This window comes from Clostridium sp. JNZ X4-2 (genome assembly GCF_054889485.1).
The window spans coordinates 2,419,717-2,436,537 of the sequence record NZ_CM142685.1 but is presented as its reverse complement, the minus strand read 5'-3'; the positions used below and the strand labels follow the sequence as shown (position 1 = coordinate 2,436,537).

The window sequence follows — 16,821 nt, the reverse complement described above, 5'->3', positions numbered from 1 at the left end:
TTACTTTTTTCGTTTATAATAGTACAATAATATAAAAAAGGAGATAAATATGGATATAAGTAATTTTGTTGTTCACAGTAAAAAGGAGAACAGAGGATTTGAATATGGAGTGAAACTTGTTCCAAATTTAGCAATGGATAGATTTGTAGACAGCATTTTGACTTCAACAGAAAAAAATTCTAAGGGATATAATAAATATAAGGCTTCTTTTAAGAGAAGATGCGGCATTAAAACTATTTTAAACAATTTTGAATTTGATGAAAAAAATTTCTTGAGATATATAGAGTTTTTAACTTCTTTTAAGGATTCAAATATAAGGAGCAAAAAATTTGAAATAAAAAAATATGGAGAAATAGAATTGATGTTTCTCAATAAAAGGATGATAAAAATATCTTCAAGGAATAATTATAATAAGCTATTCTTTGTCATCTCAAAAAAAGAGCTGGGATCCTATATAAATATACTAAAAAGTGTTCATTTAACTGAAATGAGTGATTCTTTTATATATCGTATGAATTATATTACAAATCCTTTAAGCAAGATAGAAAGAGATAAATTGCATGCAGAAGTTATATATATATTGATAGATGGAGCATTGGATGCTAAAGATAGAGAGCTGTTTGATTTCCTCTGCCACGAGCTGGAAAGTGGAGGAAGATGATATTTCGGATAAAATTTGTATTCGATGATGTTTTTACAGTATGGAAGATCATTCAGCTGAAAGTGCCTGGTATTATATAGATAAAGAGAACAAAGGTGGATAACAGTGAACCTGGGAGAAAATAAACTTATTCCTGTGAATTAATGGACTTAATTTGTGACTCTAAAATGATATTCAGGAGTATCTTCCGTAATGGCACTAAACTGGTAGCCTGAATTAATATAGTAATCTATTATTTTAGGCAGTACCTCACAGGTATTTTCATTCTGAGTGTCGCAATGTGCCAGTAAAAATATTTTGTTGGGATTAATGCATTTTTTTGTACCCTCTCTGTACAGTTTGTCAACGGGAGTTTTGTAATCTATTCCGTCTGACAGGCATAGATTCCAGTCATATATTTTATACCCGGAAGAATGTAATTTGTCCAGCAGCACTTTGTCTAAGTGACCTTTGCTTCCAGTGGGAAATCTTATTATTTTAGATCTAAAGCCTAAAATATTTTCTACTTCTTCATCAGTTTTATCCATTTCATTTAAGAAAAAATCAGGATTTGAATATATTTTACTGCATTTATGTGTATATGTATGAAGCCCCACACTGTGTCCTTCATTTTCTATTCTTTTCAGTATTTCTTCATGTCCCTTTATTTTATACCCTATTACAAAAAATGTTGCTTTTACGTTTTTAGCTTTTAGGATATCCAGTATTTTTTCGGTGACTTCCGTGCTGGGCCCGTCGTCAAAAGTAAGATATATCATCTTGTTTTTAGGACAGTCAGTTAGATCGTCCCCCGCAGAAGGTGAAATTTCTGAAAAAGCGCTTACAGAAGCTGTGCAGCTTAATGATACATATAAAGTGCATAGTAGAGCTGATAAAAAATACCTGAATTTCATTTTAAACCTCCTCTTTTTTATTTTATTTCTTTAATTAGTATTTACTCTTATTATTTTTTTATAAGTGTGATAATATATGTTATATTAGTTTTATTATATTTTAATCATTTTACATATATAAGGAGTGACAATAGTGGAAGTTTACTTTGATAATAGTGCTACAACCAGACCTTATTCTGAAGTTATAGATTCAATGACAGATGCTATGAAAAATTATTATGGAAATCCATCCTCGGCATATTCCCTGGGATTAAAAGCAGAGCTGAAGATGAACGAGAGCAGAGATATAGCTGCACATACGTTGAATTGTGAAAGAGATGAAATAATATTTACTTCCGGAGGGAGCGAAAGCAATAATTTTTTGATAAGGGGTTTTGTAAAACCCGGGGATGAAATCATAACTACCAGGATAGAACATCCCAGCGTGTTAAATACATGCAGAGCTTTGGAAGATGCTGGAGTGAAGGTTGTTTATCTTGATGTGAACAGCAGAGGACAGATTGATCTCAATCAGCTTGAAAAAAATATAAATAAACAGACCCGGATAGTGAGTGTAATGCATACCAATAATGAAATAGGTACGGTTCAAAATATTGAAGCTATAGGAAAGCTTATAAAAAATAAGAGCAGCAGGGTGAAATTTCATGTAGATGCAGTTCAGGCTTATGGAAAGTATTATATAGATGTTAAAAAGCTGAATATAGATCTGCTGTCTGCCAGCGGTCATAAAATACATGGCCCCAGGGGAGTGGGAATTGCCTATGTTAAGAAAGGGCTTTTGCCCAGACCTCTTATATATGGAGGGGGACAGGAAAGGGGCCTCAGGTCGGGTACTGAAAATCTGTGTGCTGCTGTGGGATTTGCAAAAGCTGCAGAGAAAATATATGAACACAGGGAACAAAACTTTCGCCATGTAGCTGAAATGAAGGAATATTTCATGGGAAAACTGGAGCAGATGGATGAAATTAAAATAAACAGCCGGGGAAAAGAGTATTCACCTTATGTACTTAGTGTTTCCTTTATAGGTGTCAGGGGAGAAGTTCTGCTTCACATGCTGGAGGGAAAAGGTATTTATGTTTCCACAGGATCCGCCTGCTCTGCCAAAAGCAGTAAGGACAGTCATGTATTGGAGGCTATTGGGCTTCCCAAAGAAGAGTTAAAAGGCACTATAAGATTTAGTTTTGGTGATGGCAATTCAAAAGATGAAGTGGATTATACTTTAGAAGTGCTGGATAAATCTTTAAAGTTTTTAAGGAGAGTAGGCAGATGAGAAAGTTATTGCTTGTAAAGTGTGCCCCGGAAATATTTTTAAAAGGATTGAACAAGGGAAAATTTGAAAGGAAATTAAAAGATAATATAAAAAATGTTTTTAATGACAGCAAGTATGATTTTGTAATAGATCAGGGAAGATGGTTTATAGAATGTGGTGATCTGGAGGATGGAATAAAAAGACTCAAAAGGGTATGCGGGGTGTCGGAAATATGTGTGGTAGATGAAATAGATTCCAATATGGAAAGTATAAAAAAACAGGCCCTGAAAAGTGTTTTCGAAAACAGGGGGAAAACTTTTAAAATTGTAACTAAAAGGGCAGATAAAAGTTTTCCTGAAACCTCCATGGATGTAAGCAGAGAAGTTGGGGCCTATATTTTACAAAATACTGAAAAATTAACTGTAGATGTGAAAAAACCGGATTTTTTTGTAAATATAGAGATAAGGGAAAAAACCTATGTATATTCAAAGAGAATAAAGGGGATAGGTGGAATGCCTTACGGCACTAACGGCAGCACCATGCTTATGCTCTCAGGAGGCATAGATTCTCCGGTAGCCGGTTATATGATGGCAAGGAGAGGGGTGCAGTTAAATTGCGTGTACTTTCACAGTCACCCTTATACCAGTGAAAGGGCCAAGGAAAAAGTTAAGGAATTGGCTGGAATATTGAAGAAATATACGGGAAGTATAAAGCTGTATGTTGTGCCTTTTACAAAAATACAAATGGGCATAATTGAGAACTGCAGGGAAGATGAACTAACTATAATAATGAGAAGATTTATGATGAGAATAGCCTGCAATTTAGCAGGCAGATATAATATAGATTCTGTAACTACAGGTGAGAGTATAGGTCAGGTTGCCAGCCAGACTATGGAAGGTCTCATTGTAAGCAGTGATGTGGCAGACAGGCCGGTGTTCAGGCCATTGATAGCTATGGATAAAGTGGATATAATGGATGTGGCAAGACATATTGGCACTTATGAAACCTCCATACTGCCCTATGAGGACTGTTGTACTATATTTGTGCCAAAACACCCTAAAATCAAACCAAAGGTTGAAGAAATAAGGAAAGCAGAAAGTGTTCTGGATATAGATGCTCTGGTAAAAGAGGCTGTGGAAAATACTGAGTTTTTTAATTGAGATCAGTTAAAAAAGTACAGTTCACTTAAATCTAAGTGAACTGTACTTTTTATTCTATGACTGTACTTTTACCGTCTAAAATTTTTAAATTGTTGTTTTCATACCCTACATTATATACTACATTGTATTTACTTGTCTTAGAGTTGGGCTCAGTTCCCTCAACAGCCTGGATTGTGGCTGAAACTTCTATATTCCCATTATTTGTTCCACCACAGATCATATTATCTATTTTTACAGATACAGTCTGAAGATAGCCCTTCCTGAAATCGTCATAAGCCGTGCTTTGCTGCCAGCCAGCTCCAAGAAGAGAATAGGCAGTTACATAGTCATTGGAATTTAAGCTGTTGTAGAAATATGAAACTAAGTAAGCAGCATCTTCATTAGTGGGCTTCTGGTTTTTGTCTGAAGTGATATCCTCAGGTGAAGATTTATATGTATTGGGATTAGCTGCCCAGTTGTCTATCATGGGAATAACTTGAGCTATTGGTATACTGAATCCTATGGACTCAGTATCTACTTTTGCAGAATTTATGCCTATAACCTGTCCTGTATTTCTATCCAGAAGAGGACCGCCGCTGTTGCCGGGAGATATAGGAGCAGAAATCTGATAAACATTTTTATACTGATAATTTTCCAGGTTGAAGCTTCTGTTTAATCCGCTTATTATACCAGTGGTAGCTGTGTTTTGAAGTCCAAGGGGACTTCCAAGAGCTATTATTTCATCTCCTATGTCAGCCTTTTTGTTTTTCAAAATCTTCATAGGGCTTTTTCCTCTTAAGTTATCAACTCTGACTAAAGCCACGTCTGTGATTTCGCTTTTACCTATAAGTTTACCTTTATATGTTGTAGTATCAGCCATTTTTATGGTTATGGAAGATCCATTGTTCACCACGTGTGCATTGGTTACTATATCTCCTTTTGTATCATATAAAAAGCCAGAACCGGTTATATTTTCGCTGCCGTTTTTTACTTCCAGGGATACAACCAGTTTTTGATTTTCATGTATTATTGCCTTTAAATTTTTGGGCTTAGGAGCACTTAGCGCTTCAGCCACATCTCCTAATTTAGATGAACTTCTAGAGGATTTAAGACTTATATTTTTATGTATAATTATACATGCAGCAGCACCAAATACTACAAGGGTTATTGTTATAAGAAGGGAGATTATAAAATTTCTATTTATTTTCATAATTGTCCTCCTGTGGCAAAACCCAGGTTATATTTGTAATTTTAATATGATGGCCTTTTGATAACCCATATTCTGTATTCTCAAATTCACCTGTATCATTTATATCCAGATGGTTAGGATATACGTAAGTAGAGTCACTTCCAAGTTCAGTGTTGTTGGAATCATATATGGTATAGTATATTTGAACTGAACTTATTGGCTTTGTAGCTATATTTTTAATATTTCCCTTTATTACAAAATCCCCATATTTGTTTACAGCAGTGGAAGCGGAAGTTACTTCTACTGCATTGGTCTTGTTATTTTTATCTTCCATGGCTGCTGAGGCCAGGGCGTTTTGAAGCCTGGTTTGTTCAGCTGCTTCAAAAGAATTTTTTTCGGATATTATAATCTGTTTAAAATTAATTAATTTCTTGTCATTTGGATTATAGGTAATACCCTTGTTTAAGGTTTCAAGGGCAGAAGTAAAATCATTTTTCTTCAAGTATTCGTTTGCAGTATCATAAGCTATGCTGCTTATTCTCTTTCTCAGTTCCGAAGCAGTTTCACTGGCTTCTTTTACATTGTAATTGGATATTTTATTGAGGAGTTCAGCCAAATCCTCTATACTGCTTTTATTATTCATTTCGTTTTTTATCTGTAGTACAGTTATACTCATCTTTTTATTGTCTATGTTTTTATTTAATAGGGAATAAAAAGCTCCAGCTTTGTCTGATATTAAATTACTGGTCTCATCCAGTTCATTTAAAGCTTTATTGTAATCTTTTTCCTTTATGTAATTGTCTAGAGCATTTATATGGGAGTTTACAATTTCACCATCCTGTAAAAACTTTTTATCTGCTTTTAAAGTTTCATTATTTGGACGTAAGCTTAAAGCTTTGTCTATTATTGGATAAGCACCGGATATATTACCTTGAAGTGCCATGTTTTCAGCAGTTACCCTATTCTTTTCTATATTTTTTGAAAGCGAAACCTGATAGAAATAATAGGTACAGGTTAAACCTGCAGTAATTACTGCAGATAAAAGGGGCATGGCTATATTTATGTTTTTATAAAAAGGAATTTTACGGCAAGCTTTATTTTTATCTTTTATACTTGAATTAGAATCTGTTACATTGTTATTTGATTTATCTGGAGTTAGAGCATTCACCTGATCCTTTTCTATGTTTTGTTTCAGGACCTGCCGTATGTTGTGAACTTGAATGGTGCTTCCATTTGAATTTTCCTCTTTAATATTATCTTTTAAATTGGCTCCACATTTTTCACAAAATAAAGCTTCACTGGAAATTCTAGCTCCGCATTTATAACAAAACATTGGGTCATTCTCCTTAAAATTATTAATTTTCACATCCATGACAGCTTTCACAATTTGAAACATTAGGATTAAATACAGGTGCTATAGTGAACTTTCCATCCCCAAGGCCATTTTCACTTCCACAAAGGAATATGAAACCACTGAATTGTACAAATAAATTCTTATCTACTATAAAGTTTATATCCTTTACCTGTTGAATTAAGTCATTATCAGTTTTATTGTCCACACTTATGTTAAAACGGGGACCATGACAGGACATGCCTTCTAAATAGATTCTTATTACATCACAAGTTATATTGTTTTCAGTTAAAAACTTTTTGAATTCACTATAGGCTATATCACTTATTTTTATAAAATTCATATAAAACCCTCTCTTATATAATAATTTATTTTTTTGCAAGTACATAAACATACTTTATATGTATTGTATCAAAAATTTTATATTTGTACTATAGAAATTTATTTATAGCAAATATTATTATATTTTGTTAAAATAAGTATGTATAAGATAGAATTACATAATTACATAGAGCGGAGATGTAAACATGAATAAAAAAGATTTGGCAAATATAAGGAAGGAATTTAAATTGGGAAGCTATAAGCTGCCTATTAAAGAGGTCTACAGCGTATATTTAAAAAAAGATAATGGAGAAATAATAACTAGGGAATTGGAGCATTTTGAAATGATGGAAATAGAGAAAAGAGAACTTTATTTAAATAATTTTAAGAAGGTGCTCACAGGTTCCCTGGATTCCAAAATATTTGAATTGAATTTTAGAGCAATGGAAATGGAAAAAAATCCGGATGACAGTGAAAATACCCAGCATATATTGTATAATGCTTTAAATTCCAAGGAGAGTATAGCTGAATTTGGAGATAAAGTAGTGGATAAAATATCTGAGAATTATACTTACGATACAGATGTAGTGATAAATTTTATAAAAGCGGAGTATTACAGCAGTAATAAAAAAAGTGAGGATGAAGGAGACAGTGACATAGAAGATTATGTGCAGGCTGTAGAATTTTTATTATGTAGTGTAAATAAAGTGGAAATTCCTAAAAAGGTATTAAAATTTGACTATACTGAAATGAAATTCAAGCCAAACTCTGCATTGGATATGATCATAAATTTAAATTCCCCCCTGGATGGATTTATGTTTCCAAGTTTTACATCTCAGTATGTAGATGTAAATAAGATAATATATTATTCTTCAAAGGCCAAACAAATTAATGGAACTTTTGTAGAGAAGGTACTGGATTGTACCATAAAACCTACAGCAGTAGAAGAAAAAGAAAATTTTAATGCCATATTGGGCAGCGCAGTAGGAGGCAAAATAAAACCGGATGTTATGCAGGACATATATGAAAAAATAAATGAAAAGCTTGATGAAGAAGACACAGAAGAAGAACCAACCTTAGATATGAATGAAGTTACAAAAGTTATGGGAGAAAGTGGTGTAGAAAGTACAGAATCTATTAAAAATGCTTTTCAGGAAGTATGCGGAGAAGATTATGAGTTTAAAGCCAGAAATGTAGTTCCGGATTTTAAAAGCAAATCCATAAAGATTGAGAATGAAAATACAAGCATAACCATAAAACCACAGGACTTGGGCAGTGTAAGGCAGGTAGTGGATAAAAAGGGCAGAAAATGTCTATTAATAGAACTGAAAGAAGATATGGTTGTAAATGGACTTAATCTGGAGACTGAGGAAATAGAAGATTATATCTAAATTTTCAATTTTTCAGTAAAAAATTTATTGACAATGTTTAGTATTGCTGATATACTGATTGTCATAATATTAAATATTGAATAAACTTATTAAGAGAGGTGGAGGGAAAGGCCCTATGAAGCCCAGCAACCAGTATTTACTAATGCATTGGTGCTAATTCCTGCAGCCTGTTATAGCTGAGAGATGAGGTAATCATGAGAATATAAACTCAGGGGTTTCCTCTGAGTTTTTTATAATTTAATTAAATATAAATTTTAAAGGTTCACCAGAAAAACTGGAGACTAAATTCTGATTTATAAGATTTAGTCTCTTTTTGTTTTGGCAAAATTTATTTTGATTGAAGAGAGATGACATATAGGCAATTATTAAAAGGAAAGGAGGAAGGAAATTATTATGATAAGTGTACAAAATTTAAGTAAAACCTTTAGTACGCCTAAAGGTAAAATTCAAGTACTAAAAGATATAAACCTTGAAGTGGAGAAAGGAGATATTTTTGGAATAATAGGCTTTAGCGGAGCTGGAAAATCTACAATGATACGCTGCTTGAACAGGCTTGAGGAACCAACTACAGGTACTGTACTCATTGGAGGCAAAGATATTACTGCTATGGATAAAAACCAACTTAGAGAAGCTAGAAAAAAAATTGGAATAATATTTCAAGATTTTAACTTGTTTGATTCAATGACTGTATATAAGAACGTAGCTTTTCCTCTAAAGATATCCGGTTATCCTGAACAAAAGATAAAAAACAGAGTGCATGAAATATTGAGTTTAGTAGAGCTGAGTGACAAGGTGGATTCTTATCCTGCCCAATTAAGCGGAGGTCAGAAACAGAGAGTGGGTATAGCCAGGGCACTGGCCAATAAACCAGATGTGTTATTAAGTGATGAAGCTACTTCTGCATTAGATCCTCAGACTACTTATTCCATATTGGAGCTTTTAAGGGATATAAATAAAAAACTTAATTTAACTATTCTGCTTATAACCCATGAGTTGGATGTTATTAAATATATATGCAATAATATGGCAGTAATTGAAGAAGGTAAGATTGTGGAAACAGGAAGCACAAATTCAGTATTTTTAAATCCTAAAAGTGATACTGCTAAAAAGTTTGTTAAAATAATGAGAAGTCTCAGTGTGAGTTCCAATTATCCTGGAGGTGAGGTAATATGACTGATGATTTTAAAATGCTGATTCTAAAAGGATTGTCGGAAACCATAGAAATGGTAATTATAGCTGGCTGCATAGCACTGCTCATCGGGCTGCCCCTTGGAATTATTCTGGTTGTTACTAAAAAAGGACATATTTTAGAGCATGAAAAATTAAATAAAGTATTGGCTGCTATAGTAAATGCAATAAGATCCCTTCCTTCTATAATATTAATTGTGGTCTTGTTGCCATTAGCCAGATTGATAGTAGAAACTACCCTGGGTATGAAGGCGGCTATTGTTCCAATATCCATAGGAATAGCACCTTTTTTAGCTAGAATTATTGAAACATCAATAGAAGAAGTAGAATGGGGAAAAATTGAAGCAGCTTTGGCTGTAGGAGCAAAACCATTTCAGATTATATTAAAAGTTTTAATACCAGAAGCACTGCCCTCACTTATAAGGGGGATTACGATTTCAATTATATCCATTATTGAATTTACTGCCGTGGCTGGTGCTATAGGAGCAGGAGGATTGGGAAGCCTGGCAATACGTTTTGGTTATGAGAGATTTCGTAAAGACATTATGGCGGCTACAGTTATACTATTAATTTTTCTGGTACAATTTATACAATTTTCAGGAGATCATATTTCCAGATATGTAAATAAAAAAAGATATAAATTTGATTGATTATTTTAAGGGAGATGAATTAATATGAAAAAGAAAAGTGTAATATCATTGATACTGGTGTTGGTTGTAGGATTGTTTTCAGGCTGTGGAAGCGGTGCTGATTCAAAGAGTACAAGCAGTTCAAGCCATAAGAGCAAGAGTGTTACAGTGAAGATAGGAGCTGCAGCAGTGCCCCATGCGGAAATATTGAACCACATAAAACCCGCTCTGGCAAAAGAAGGAATAAATTTGGATGTTGTAGTACTGGATGATGAGGATCAATTGAATCCAGCTTTGCAGGAAAAACAGATAGATGCGAATTATTTCCAGCACCTGCCTTATCTGGAGTCTGTAGCTAAAGAAAAAGGATATAATTTTGCAGTAGCTGGAAAAGTTCATGTGGAGCCAATAGGTTTTTATTCTAATAAAATCAAGTCTAAAAATGAGCTCAAAAGTGGTGCCAAAATTGCAATACCTAATAACCCATCCAATGAATACAGGGCTTTGGAACTTCTTCAGGAGCAGGGGTTAATTAAATTAAAATCTGGAATAGCTAACTATAGTGCTACACCTTCGGATATTGTAGATAATCCTAAAAATCTACAGTTTATAGAAGTTGATGCAGCTCAGCTTCCTAGGGTACTGCCGGATGTAGATGGTTCCATAATAAATACAAATCTTGTGCTTGAGGCAAAAATGGATCCTAATAAAGCATTATTTAGAGAGGACAGCAAATCACCCTATGCCAATCTTATTGTAGTGAGAAAAGGCGATGAAAATAAGAAGGAAATAAAAGAAATAGTAAAAAAACTTAATTCAGAGGACGTGAGAAATTTTATAAAGAAAAAATACGGGGTTGCAGTAGTGCCGGCTTTTTAAGGGGGAGGTATAAGGTTGAGTATTAATATAAAATCTCCGGAAGTTGAAATAAGAGAATCCAGGTTGGGTTCAATTACGGGATTTGGCGGAAGTGCTAAGGAATTATGCAGTAAATCCAAAAGTGGGAAGTTATGTGAAAAGAGAAGAAGTTTTAGCCAATGCCTGGGGTGCAGTTCGGGAAATGCATTATGCCAATTGGTTATGATACAGGATGCAGTAGTAATAAACCATGCTCCAATAGGGTGTTCAGCTGACTTCCAGGATTATAATTTTACAAATAGAGTAGGACAGAGAAAGAGGAAACTGCCTTTAAAAAATGCAAGGCTGTTAAATACCAATTTGAAGGAAAAAGATATGGTATATGGTGGAATCTTCAAACTGGAAAAGACCATAGAAGAAGCTTACAAAAGATTTAAACCTAAAGCAATTTTTGTAACTACTTCCTGTGCATCTGGAATTATTGGAGATGATGTAGAGGAGGTAACTGATGAAGCAGAAAAAAAATTGGGTATACCTGTAGTATTTGTGGCCTGTGAAGGATTTAGATCCAGAATTTGGACAACAGGTTTTGATGCTGCATACCATGGTATCCTGCGGAAAATAGTCAAACCACCAGTTAAAAGAAGAGAAGATATGGTAAATGTAATTAATTTTTGGGGAAGTGATATATTTACGGATTTATTTGAACAAATAGGGTTAAAGCCCAATTACATTGTACCTTTTTCAACTATAGCTCAACTGGAAGGAATATCTGAAGCTGCAGCTACAGTACAAATATGTCCTACACTGGGGACATATTTGGCAGCTGGATTGGAACAGGAATATGGCGTGCCTGAAGTTAAAGCTCCGCCAGCCTATGGTATTAAAGGTGCTGATATGTGGTTTAGGGAACTTGGTAAAGTTACTCATAGAGAAAAAGAAGTTGAGAAACTTATAAAGTCCCAAAAAGACAAAATTGCCCATGAGCTTGAAGAGCTTAGGAGCAAATTAAAGGGAAAAAGAGTATATGTCACAGCTGGAGCAGCTCATGGGCACAGTTTAATAGCTCTTCTTAAAGATCTCCATATGGAAGTAGTAGGTGCGGCTATATTTCACCATGATCCCTGTTATGACAATATGGATCCCAAAAGCGACAGCTTAGGGTATGTTGTTGAAAATTATGGAGATGTGAAAAATTTTAATATCTGCAATAAACAGCCTTTTGAATTGGTAAATATATTGAATAGATTAAAACCAGATTTATTGGTGGCACGTCATGGAGGAATGTCTTCCTGGGGACCTAAATTGGGAATACCCACATTTTTGATGGGGGATGAGCAGTTTGGCTTAGGATATGAAGGCCTGATAAATTATGGAAATAAAATAGTGGATGTACTGGCATCTAAGGAATTTGTGAAGAATATTGCTGCACACTGTGAATTGCCCTATACTGATTGGTGGCTGAAACAGGATCCTTATAGCTTTTTGGGAGGTGGTCATAGTGACTAAAACAACTGAAATAATAGAACAGCCCAGGCACTATTGTGCATTGGGAGCACAGCAGTCAGTACTGGCTATTAAAAGGGCCATACCCATATTACACTCCGGGCCGGGATGTGGAATTAAACTTCATGATGGTCTCAGTGCTGCATCAGGATATCAGGGCATAGGGTATTCGGGAGGAAGTGCCGTACCTTGTACTAATACAACGGAGAGAGAAGTGGTGTTTGGAGGAGAACACAGGTTAAGACAGGTAATAGATGGATCTCTAAAGGTTTTAAAGGGTGATCTGTTTGTGGTTTTAACAGGATGTACTGCAGATATAATAGGGGATGATGTAGGTCAGGTGGTAAGTGAATATAAAAGTAAAGGGATTCCTATAGTTTATGCAGAAACAGGCGGATTTAAAGGAAGCAATTTCAAAGGGCATGAATTGGTAGTTGAAGCCATTATAGATCAGTTTATAGGTGAGAGAAAACCAAAAGTGGAGAAGGGTCTTGTAAATGTTTGGTCCGTAGTTCCATATCAGGATTCCTTTTGGACGGGTAATTTGGCGGAAATAAAAAAATTGCTCCAGTCAATAGGTCTTAAAGTCAACATACTTTTTGGAACGGAGTCCAATGGTGTAGATGAATGGAAAACAATTCCCAATGCCCAGTTTAATTTAGTCCTTTCTCCCTGGGTAGGATTAAATACAGCCAAACTGTTAAATGAAAAATATGGTACTCCTTATCTGCATTATCCAGTGTTACCTATAGGAGCAAGGGAAACCAGTAAATTTCTAAGGACTGTAGCAGAATTTTCACAATTAGATAAAAAAAGGGTGGAAGCTTTTATAAGCAGGGAGGAAAAAAGATTTTATTATTATATTGAAAGATCACTGGATTTTTTCATAGAATTTAGATATGATATGGCAGATAAATTTTTTAATATAACAGACTCCTTTTATGCACTTGGAATCAGTAAATTTTTAGTAAATGAACTTGGAATTGTTCCGGGAGAACAATATATTACAGATGATGCTCCAGAAGAATATAGGGAAAAAATAGAGTATGAATTTCAACATTTGTCCCGGAATATATCTTCTAAAGTAATATTTGAAACTGATGGAGGTAAAATACATGAGGGGTTAAGAAAATATAATCATGGTAATTATACACCATTGATTTTGGGAAGTTCCTGGGATAGGGATATAGTATCAGAATTAAAAGGTTTTGGAATAAATATATCCTTGCCAGTGATGCACAGGTTGGTACTTAATAGGACTTATGTAGGCTATAATGGCGGATTGACACTGACAGAAGATATATATAGCAATATATTGGAAAGTTATAAATAATTAAATGCAGTTTAATTAAAAAATTAATTGACCCTAGAAACATTATACGGTATAATTAAAAACAATAATTTAATATTGATCCTTATCAAGAGAAACTTAGGGAATGGCCCGATGAAGTTTCAGCAACCCATGTTAGTATTACATGTAAGGTGCTAAGTCCATCAGAACATAGTTCTGGAAGATGAGGTAAAGGTAAAACTTTAATGCAAATCTTTTATATTTATTGCCATATAAGTTAATCCTCTTCATCTGAAGAGGATTTTTTAGTTTATCAAGTTATTTTTAGGTACGGTGGAGTTTGCCCATAAGGAATGCTTTTATACCGAACCTTATTAATAGTATTCTTAGCGTCTTTAGCACTTAGAATACGTTATCCTTTAGGGGAAGAATAAATCCAGAGGCACAGCAAGTACTTGTCATACTTCATCTTGAAAAAGATGGGGGTGTCAGCAATGGCAGCCATTGGATAAATTATTATAAAAGGGGGTAATATAAAAATGGAGGCAAAAATTATACGGAAAAAAAACCAGATCTCAGAGCAGTACATTAAGGAAATACTGCAATCATTAAAAAGCATAAGCTATGGTTCAATAACTTTAGTTATTCAAGACGGCATAGTAATTCAGGTAGAGACAAAGGAAAAAATAAGACTTAAATAAATGGGGGATTTGTTTAATTACCTAAGGAATAGAAATTGGGATACTTTAAATTAGCTTAAGTTATTATCAGAAAATAAAAACTTTTAGAGAAAAATATAAAATGCATATTTTCATTATTGATTATCCTTTAAATAAATAGTAAAATGTAATCAGGTACAATGTTGAGTATTTAAGTCGGATATTCTATCTTATCTAAATTACTCATTTATATTGTAGCTGATTTTTAAAATTAAACATGACTCAAATACTCGGATATAAAGGAGAGGTATAATGGGAAAAAAGTTACTGGAAATAAACAATCTAAGAACAAAAGTTGAAGATAAGGAGATATTAAAAGGACTTAATTTACAAATCGGGAAAGGTGAAGTTCATGCTATAATGGGTCCCAATGGAGCAGGAAAGTCCACTCTTGTAAATACTATAATGGGTCATCCTAAATATGTTATATCAGCAGGAGATATAGTATTTGAAGAGGAGAAAATAAATGATTTAAAAGTAGATGAAAGGGCAAGACGCGGGATATTTATGTCTTTTCAATATCCAGAAGAAATACAGGGAATAACTGTTGAAAATTTTCTGCGAAGTGCAAAAGCTGCTGTTACGGGAGAAAGAAGTGGCATATTGGCATTTAAAAGAGCTTTAAAAGAAAAACTGAAACTTTTAAAAATAGATGAAAATTATGCACAGAGATATTTAAATGTGGGATTTTCAGGCGGGGAAAAGAAAAAAAACGAAATACTTCAGATGGCAGTACTTGAACCTAAACTTGCCATGCTTGATGAAACAGATTCAGGACTTGATGTAGATGCAGTTAGAATAGTATCAGAAGGAGTAAGCAGACTTAGGACAAAAGATAATTCCATACTTATAATTACACATCATGACAGTATTTTGGAACATTTAAAACCGGACTATGTTCATATACTTGTGGACGGCAGAATAGTTAAGACCGGTGATGCATCCTTGGCTGAAGAAATAGAGAAAAATGGATATGACAAGTTTAAGGCACTGGTTTAGCGGATTGTCTTGGAAGAGAGGTGTTTTTATTGGAAAAAGATAAAACTCATATAGAAGATGTAAAAAGAAGTATTTATGATATAAAAAATGAAGATAAATCCAGTTATAAAACCGGATCAGGTCTTACAAAAAAAATAATAGAAGAAATATCCCAGGAGAAAAATGATCCTGATTGGATGAGAGAATTTAGACTTAAATCTCTGGATATTTACAATAATATGTCAATGCCATCCTGGGGACCTGACTTAACGGATCTGGATATGAATAACATAGTTACTTATGTAAGACCGGATACCAATATGAAGCATGACTGGAAGGACGTACCAAGGGATATAAAGAAAACATTTGACTTGCTTGGAATACCTAAGGCAGAGCACGAATCACTGGCGGGAGTTGGAGCACAATATGATTCAGAAGTTGTTTATCACAATGTAAGTGAAGAACTAAAAAAACAAGGTGTTTTGTACATGGATATGGAGACGGCAATAAGAGATTATGGAGAACTTGTAAAGCCGCTTTTTATGAAACTTGTACCTCCAACAGACCATAAGTTTGCAGCACTTCATGGAGCAGTCTGGTCCGGCGGTTCTTTTGTGTATGTTCCAGAGGGAGTTCAAGTTGAAATACCAATTCAATCTTATTTTAGATTAAACGCCCCTGGGGCAGGTCAATTCGAACATACGCTTATAGTGGTTGAAAAGGGAGCAAAAATTCATTATATAGAAGGTTGTTCAGCACCTAAATACTATGTAAACAATCTGCATGCAGGATGTGTTGAGTGTTATATAAGAGAGGGAGCTTCACTAAAATACAGCACTATAGAAAACTGGTCAAGAAATATGTACAATTTAAATACTAAAAGGGCGGCAGTAGATAAAAATGGTCACATAGAATGGGTAACAGGTTCTTTTGGTTCCAAAGTATCCATGTTGTATCCCATGAGCATACTAAGAGGAGAAGGGGCAAGATGTGATTTTACAGGAATAACTTTTGCAGGTGCGGGACAATATCTGGATACAGGTTCTAAGGTAGTGCATGCAGCACCAAATACCACATCTGTGGTGAATTCAAAGTCAATATCTAAAGATGGAGGGGTTTCCATCTACAGAGGTCTTTTAAGTTCCACAAAAAATGCAGTAAACTCCAGATCCAGTGTATCCTGTGAATCATTGATGCTTGATAGTGAATCCAGATCGGATACAGTACCTATTATAAGTGTGGCAAATAACAATGTGGATGTGGGTCATGAAGCCAAAATAGGGAGAATAAGTGATGATGCTATTTTCTATCTTATGAGCAGAGGACTTACGGAAGAAGAGGCAAGGGGTATGATAGTTACGGGATTTGTTGAACCTGTAGCCAAGGAACTTCCTCTTGAATATGCAGTAGAAATGAACAATTTAATTAAACTAGAATTAAAGGGAACTATAGGATAAG

At 34.3% G+C, this 16,821-nt stretch carries 16 protein-coding genes and 2 riboswitches; of the genes, 12 read left to right on the top strand and 4 right to left on the bottom strand.

Going from position 1 to position 16,821, the window contains the following annotated elements:
- Positions 1-49: 49 nt before the first annotated feature.
- The gene (locus tag ACYUJ6_RS11680) at positions 50-661 is read left to right on the top strand and encodes an IDEAL domain-containing protein (protein WP_461842953.1); all 612 of its coding nucleotides are present in this window, start codon (positions 50-52) and stop codon (positions 659-661) included.
- 149 nt (positions 662-810) lie between these two features.
- Here ACYUJ6_RS11680 and ACYUJ6_RS11675 read toward each other — a convergent pair whose 3' ends face one another.
- Positions 811-1,554, bottom strand: a complete 744-nt coding sequence (locus tag ACYUJ6_RS11675; protein WP_461842952.1) for a polysaccharide deacetylase family protein — start codon at positions 1,552-1,554, stop codon at positions 811-813.
- A 133-nt stretch (positions 1,555-1,687) separates the two neighbouring features.
- Here ACYUJ6_RS11675 and ACYUJ6_RS11670 point away from each other — a divergent pair, with 133 nt between their 5' ends.
- Both ACYUJ6_RS11670 and thiI read left to right on the top strand, forming a co-directional pair.
- Positions 1,688-2,824 carry a cysteine desulfurase family protein gene (locus tag ACYUJ6_RS11670; protein ID WP_461842951.1) on the top strand — a complete coding sequence of 379 codons (1,137 nt, stop codon included), beginning with the start codon at positions 1,688-1,690 and terminating at the stop codon, positions 2,822-2,824.
- A complete protein-coding gene (gene thiI / locus ACYUJ6_RS11665) occupies positions 2,821-3,963 on the top strand; it encodes a tRNA uracil 4-sulfurtransferase ThiI (protein WP_461842950.1) in 1,143 nt (380 codons plus the stop codon). The genes ACYUJ6_RS11670 and thiI overlap by 4 nt, the downstream gene beginning before the upstream one ends.
- A 49-nt stretch (positions 3,964-4,012) precedes the next feature.
- On the opposite strand, the gene ACYUJ6_RS11660 is transcribed toward thiI, so the two are convergent.
- The 3 genes from ACYUJ6_RS11660 to ACYUJ6_RS11650 are packed head-to-tail and all read right to left on the bottom strand — an operon-like array spanning position 4,013 to position 6,825.
- Complete coding sequence (locus ACYUJ6_RS11660; RefSeq protein ID WP_461842949.1) at positions 4,013-5,152, bottom strand: S1C family serine protease; 1,140 nt, start codon at positions 5,150-5,152, stop codon at positions 4,013-4,015.
- Positions 5,139-6,464, bottom strand: a complete 1,326-nt coding sequence (locus tag ACYUJ6_RS11655) for an FxLYD domain-containing protein (RefSeq protein ID WP_461842948.1) — start codon at positions 6,462-6,464, stop codon at positions 5,139-5,141. The genes ACYUJ6_RS11660 and ACYUJ6_RS11655 overlap by 14 nt, the downstream gene beginning before the upstream one ends.
- A gap of 22 nt (positions 6,465-6,486) precedes the next feature.
- Positions 6,487-6,825, bottom strand: a complete 339-nt coding sequence (locus ACYUJ6_RS11650; protein WP_461842947.1) for a HesB-like protein — start codon at positions 6,823-6,825, stop codon at positions 6,487-6,489.
- 184 nt (positions 6,826-7,009) lie between these two features.
- On the opposite strand from ACYUJ6_RS11650, the gene ACYUJ6_RS11645 reads away from it, so the two are divergent.
- The 9 genes from ACYUJ6_RS11645 (at position 7,010) to sufB (ending at position 16,820) form a co-directional block, all read left to right on the top strand.
- Positions 7,010-8,194 carry a DUF4317 domain-containing protein gene (locus ACYUJ6_RS11645; RefSeq protein ID WP_461842946.1) on the top strand — a complete coding sequence of 395 codons (1,185 nt, stop codon included), beginning with the start codon at positions 7,010-7,012 and terminating at the stop codon, positions 8,192-8,194.
- Positions 8,195-8,277: 83 nt separating this feature from the next.
- Positions 8,278-8,384: riboswitch (SAM riboswitch) on the top strand.
- A 203-nt stretch (positions 8,385-8,587) separates the two neighbouring features.
- Positions 8,588-9,367, top strand: coding sequence for a methionine ABC transporter ATP-binding protein (locus tag ACYUJ6_RS11640; protein ID WP_461842945.1), 780 nt, complete (start codon positions 8,588-8,590; stop codon positions 9,365-9,367).
- A complete protein-coding gene (locus ACYUJ6_RS11635; protein WP_461842944.1) occupies positions 9,364-10,032 on the top strand; it encodes a methionine ABC transporter permease in 669 nt (222 codons plus the stop codon). The genes ACYUJ6_RS11640 and ACYUJ6_RS11635 overlap by 4 nt, the downstream gene beginning before the upstream one ends.
- A gap of 24 nt (positions 10,033-10,056) precedes the next feature.
- Positions 10,057-10,890 carry a MetQ/NlpA family ABC transporter substrate-binding protein gene (locus ACYUJ6_RS11630; RefSeq protein WP_461842943.1) on the top strand — a complete coding sequence of 278 codons (834 nt, stop codon included), beginning with the start codon at positions 10,057-10,059 and terminating at the stop codon, positions 10,888-10,890.
- Between the two features lie 15 nt (positions 10,891-10,905).
- Positions 10,906-12,378, top strand: coding sequence for a nitrogenase component 1 (locus ACYUJ6_RS11625; protein ID WP_461842942.1), 1,473 nt, complete (start codon positions 10,906-10,908; stop codon positions 12,376-12,378).
- Positions 12,371-13,708, top strand: coding sequence for a nitrogenase component 1 (locus ACYUJ6_RS11620; RefSeq protein WP_461842941.1), 1,338 nt, complete (start codon positions 12,371-12,373; stop codon positions 13,706-13,708). The genes ACYUJ6_RS11625 and ACYUJ6_RS11620 overlap by 8 nt, the downstream gene beginning before the upstream one ends.
- Positions 13,709-13,787: 79 nt before the next feature.
- Positions 13,788-13,896: riboswitch (SAM riboswitch) on the top strand.
- Between the two features lie 309 nt (positions 13,897-14,205).
- Positions 14,206-14,367: a DUF2292 domain-containing protein gene (locus ACYUJ6_RS11615; RefSeq protein WP_461842940.1), complete on the top strand. Its 162-nt coding sequence runs from the start codon at positions 14,206-14,208 to the stop codon at positions 14,365-14,367.
- A 270-nt stretch (positions 14,368-14,637) separates the two neighbouring features.
- Entirely contained in the window at positions 14,638-15,384 is a 747-nt protein-coding gene (gene sufC, locus ACYUJ6_RS11610) for a Fe-S cluster assembly ATPase SufC (RefSeq protein ID WP_461842939.1), read from the top strand.
- Positions 15,385-15,413: 29 nt separating this feature from the next.
- Positions 15,414-16,820 (top strand): Fe-S cluster assembly protein SufB, encoded by a 1,407-nt coding sequence (gene sufB, locus ACYUJ6_RS11605; protein WP_461842938.1) that lies wholly within the window; start codon positions 15,414-15,416, stop codon positions 16,818-16,820.
- Position 16,821 lies beyond the last annotated feature (1 nt).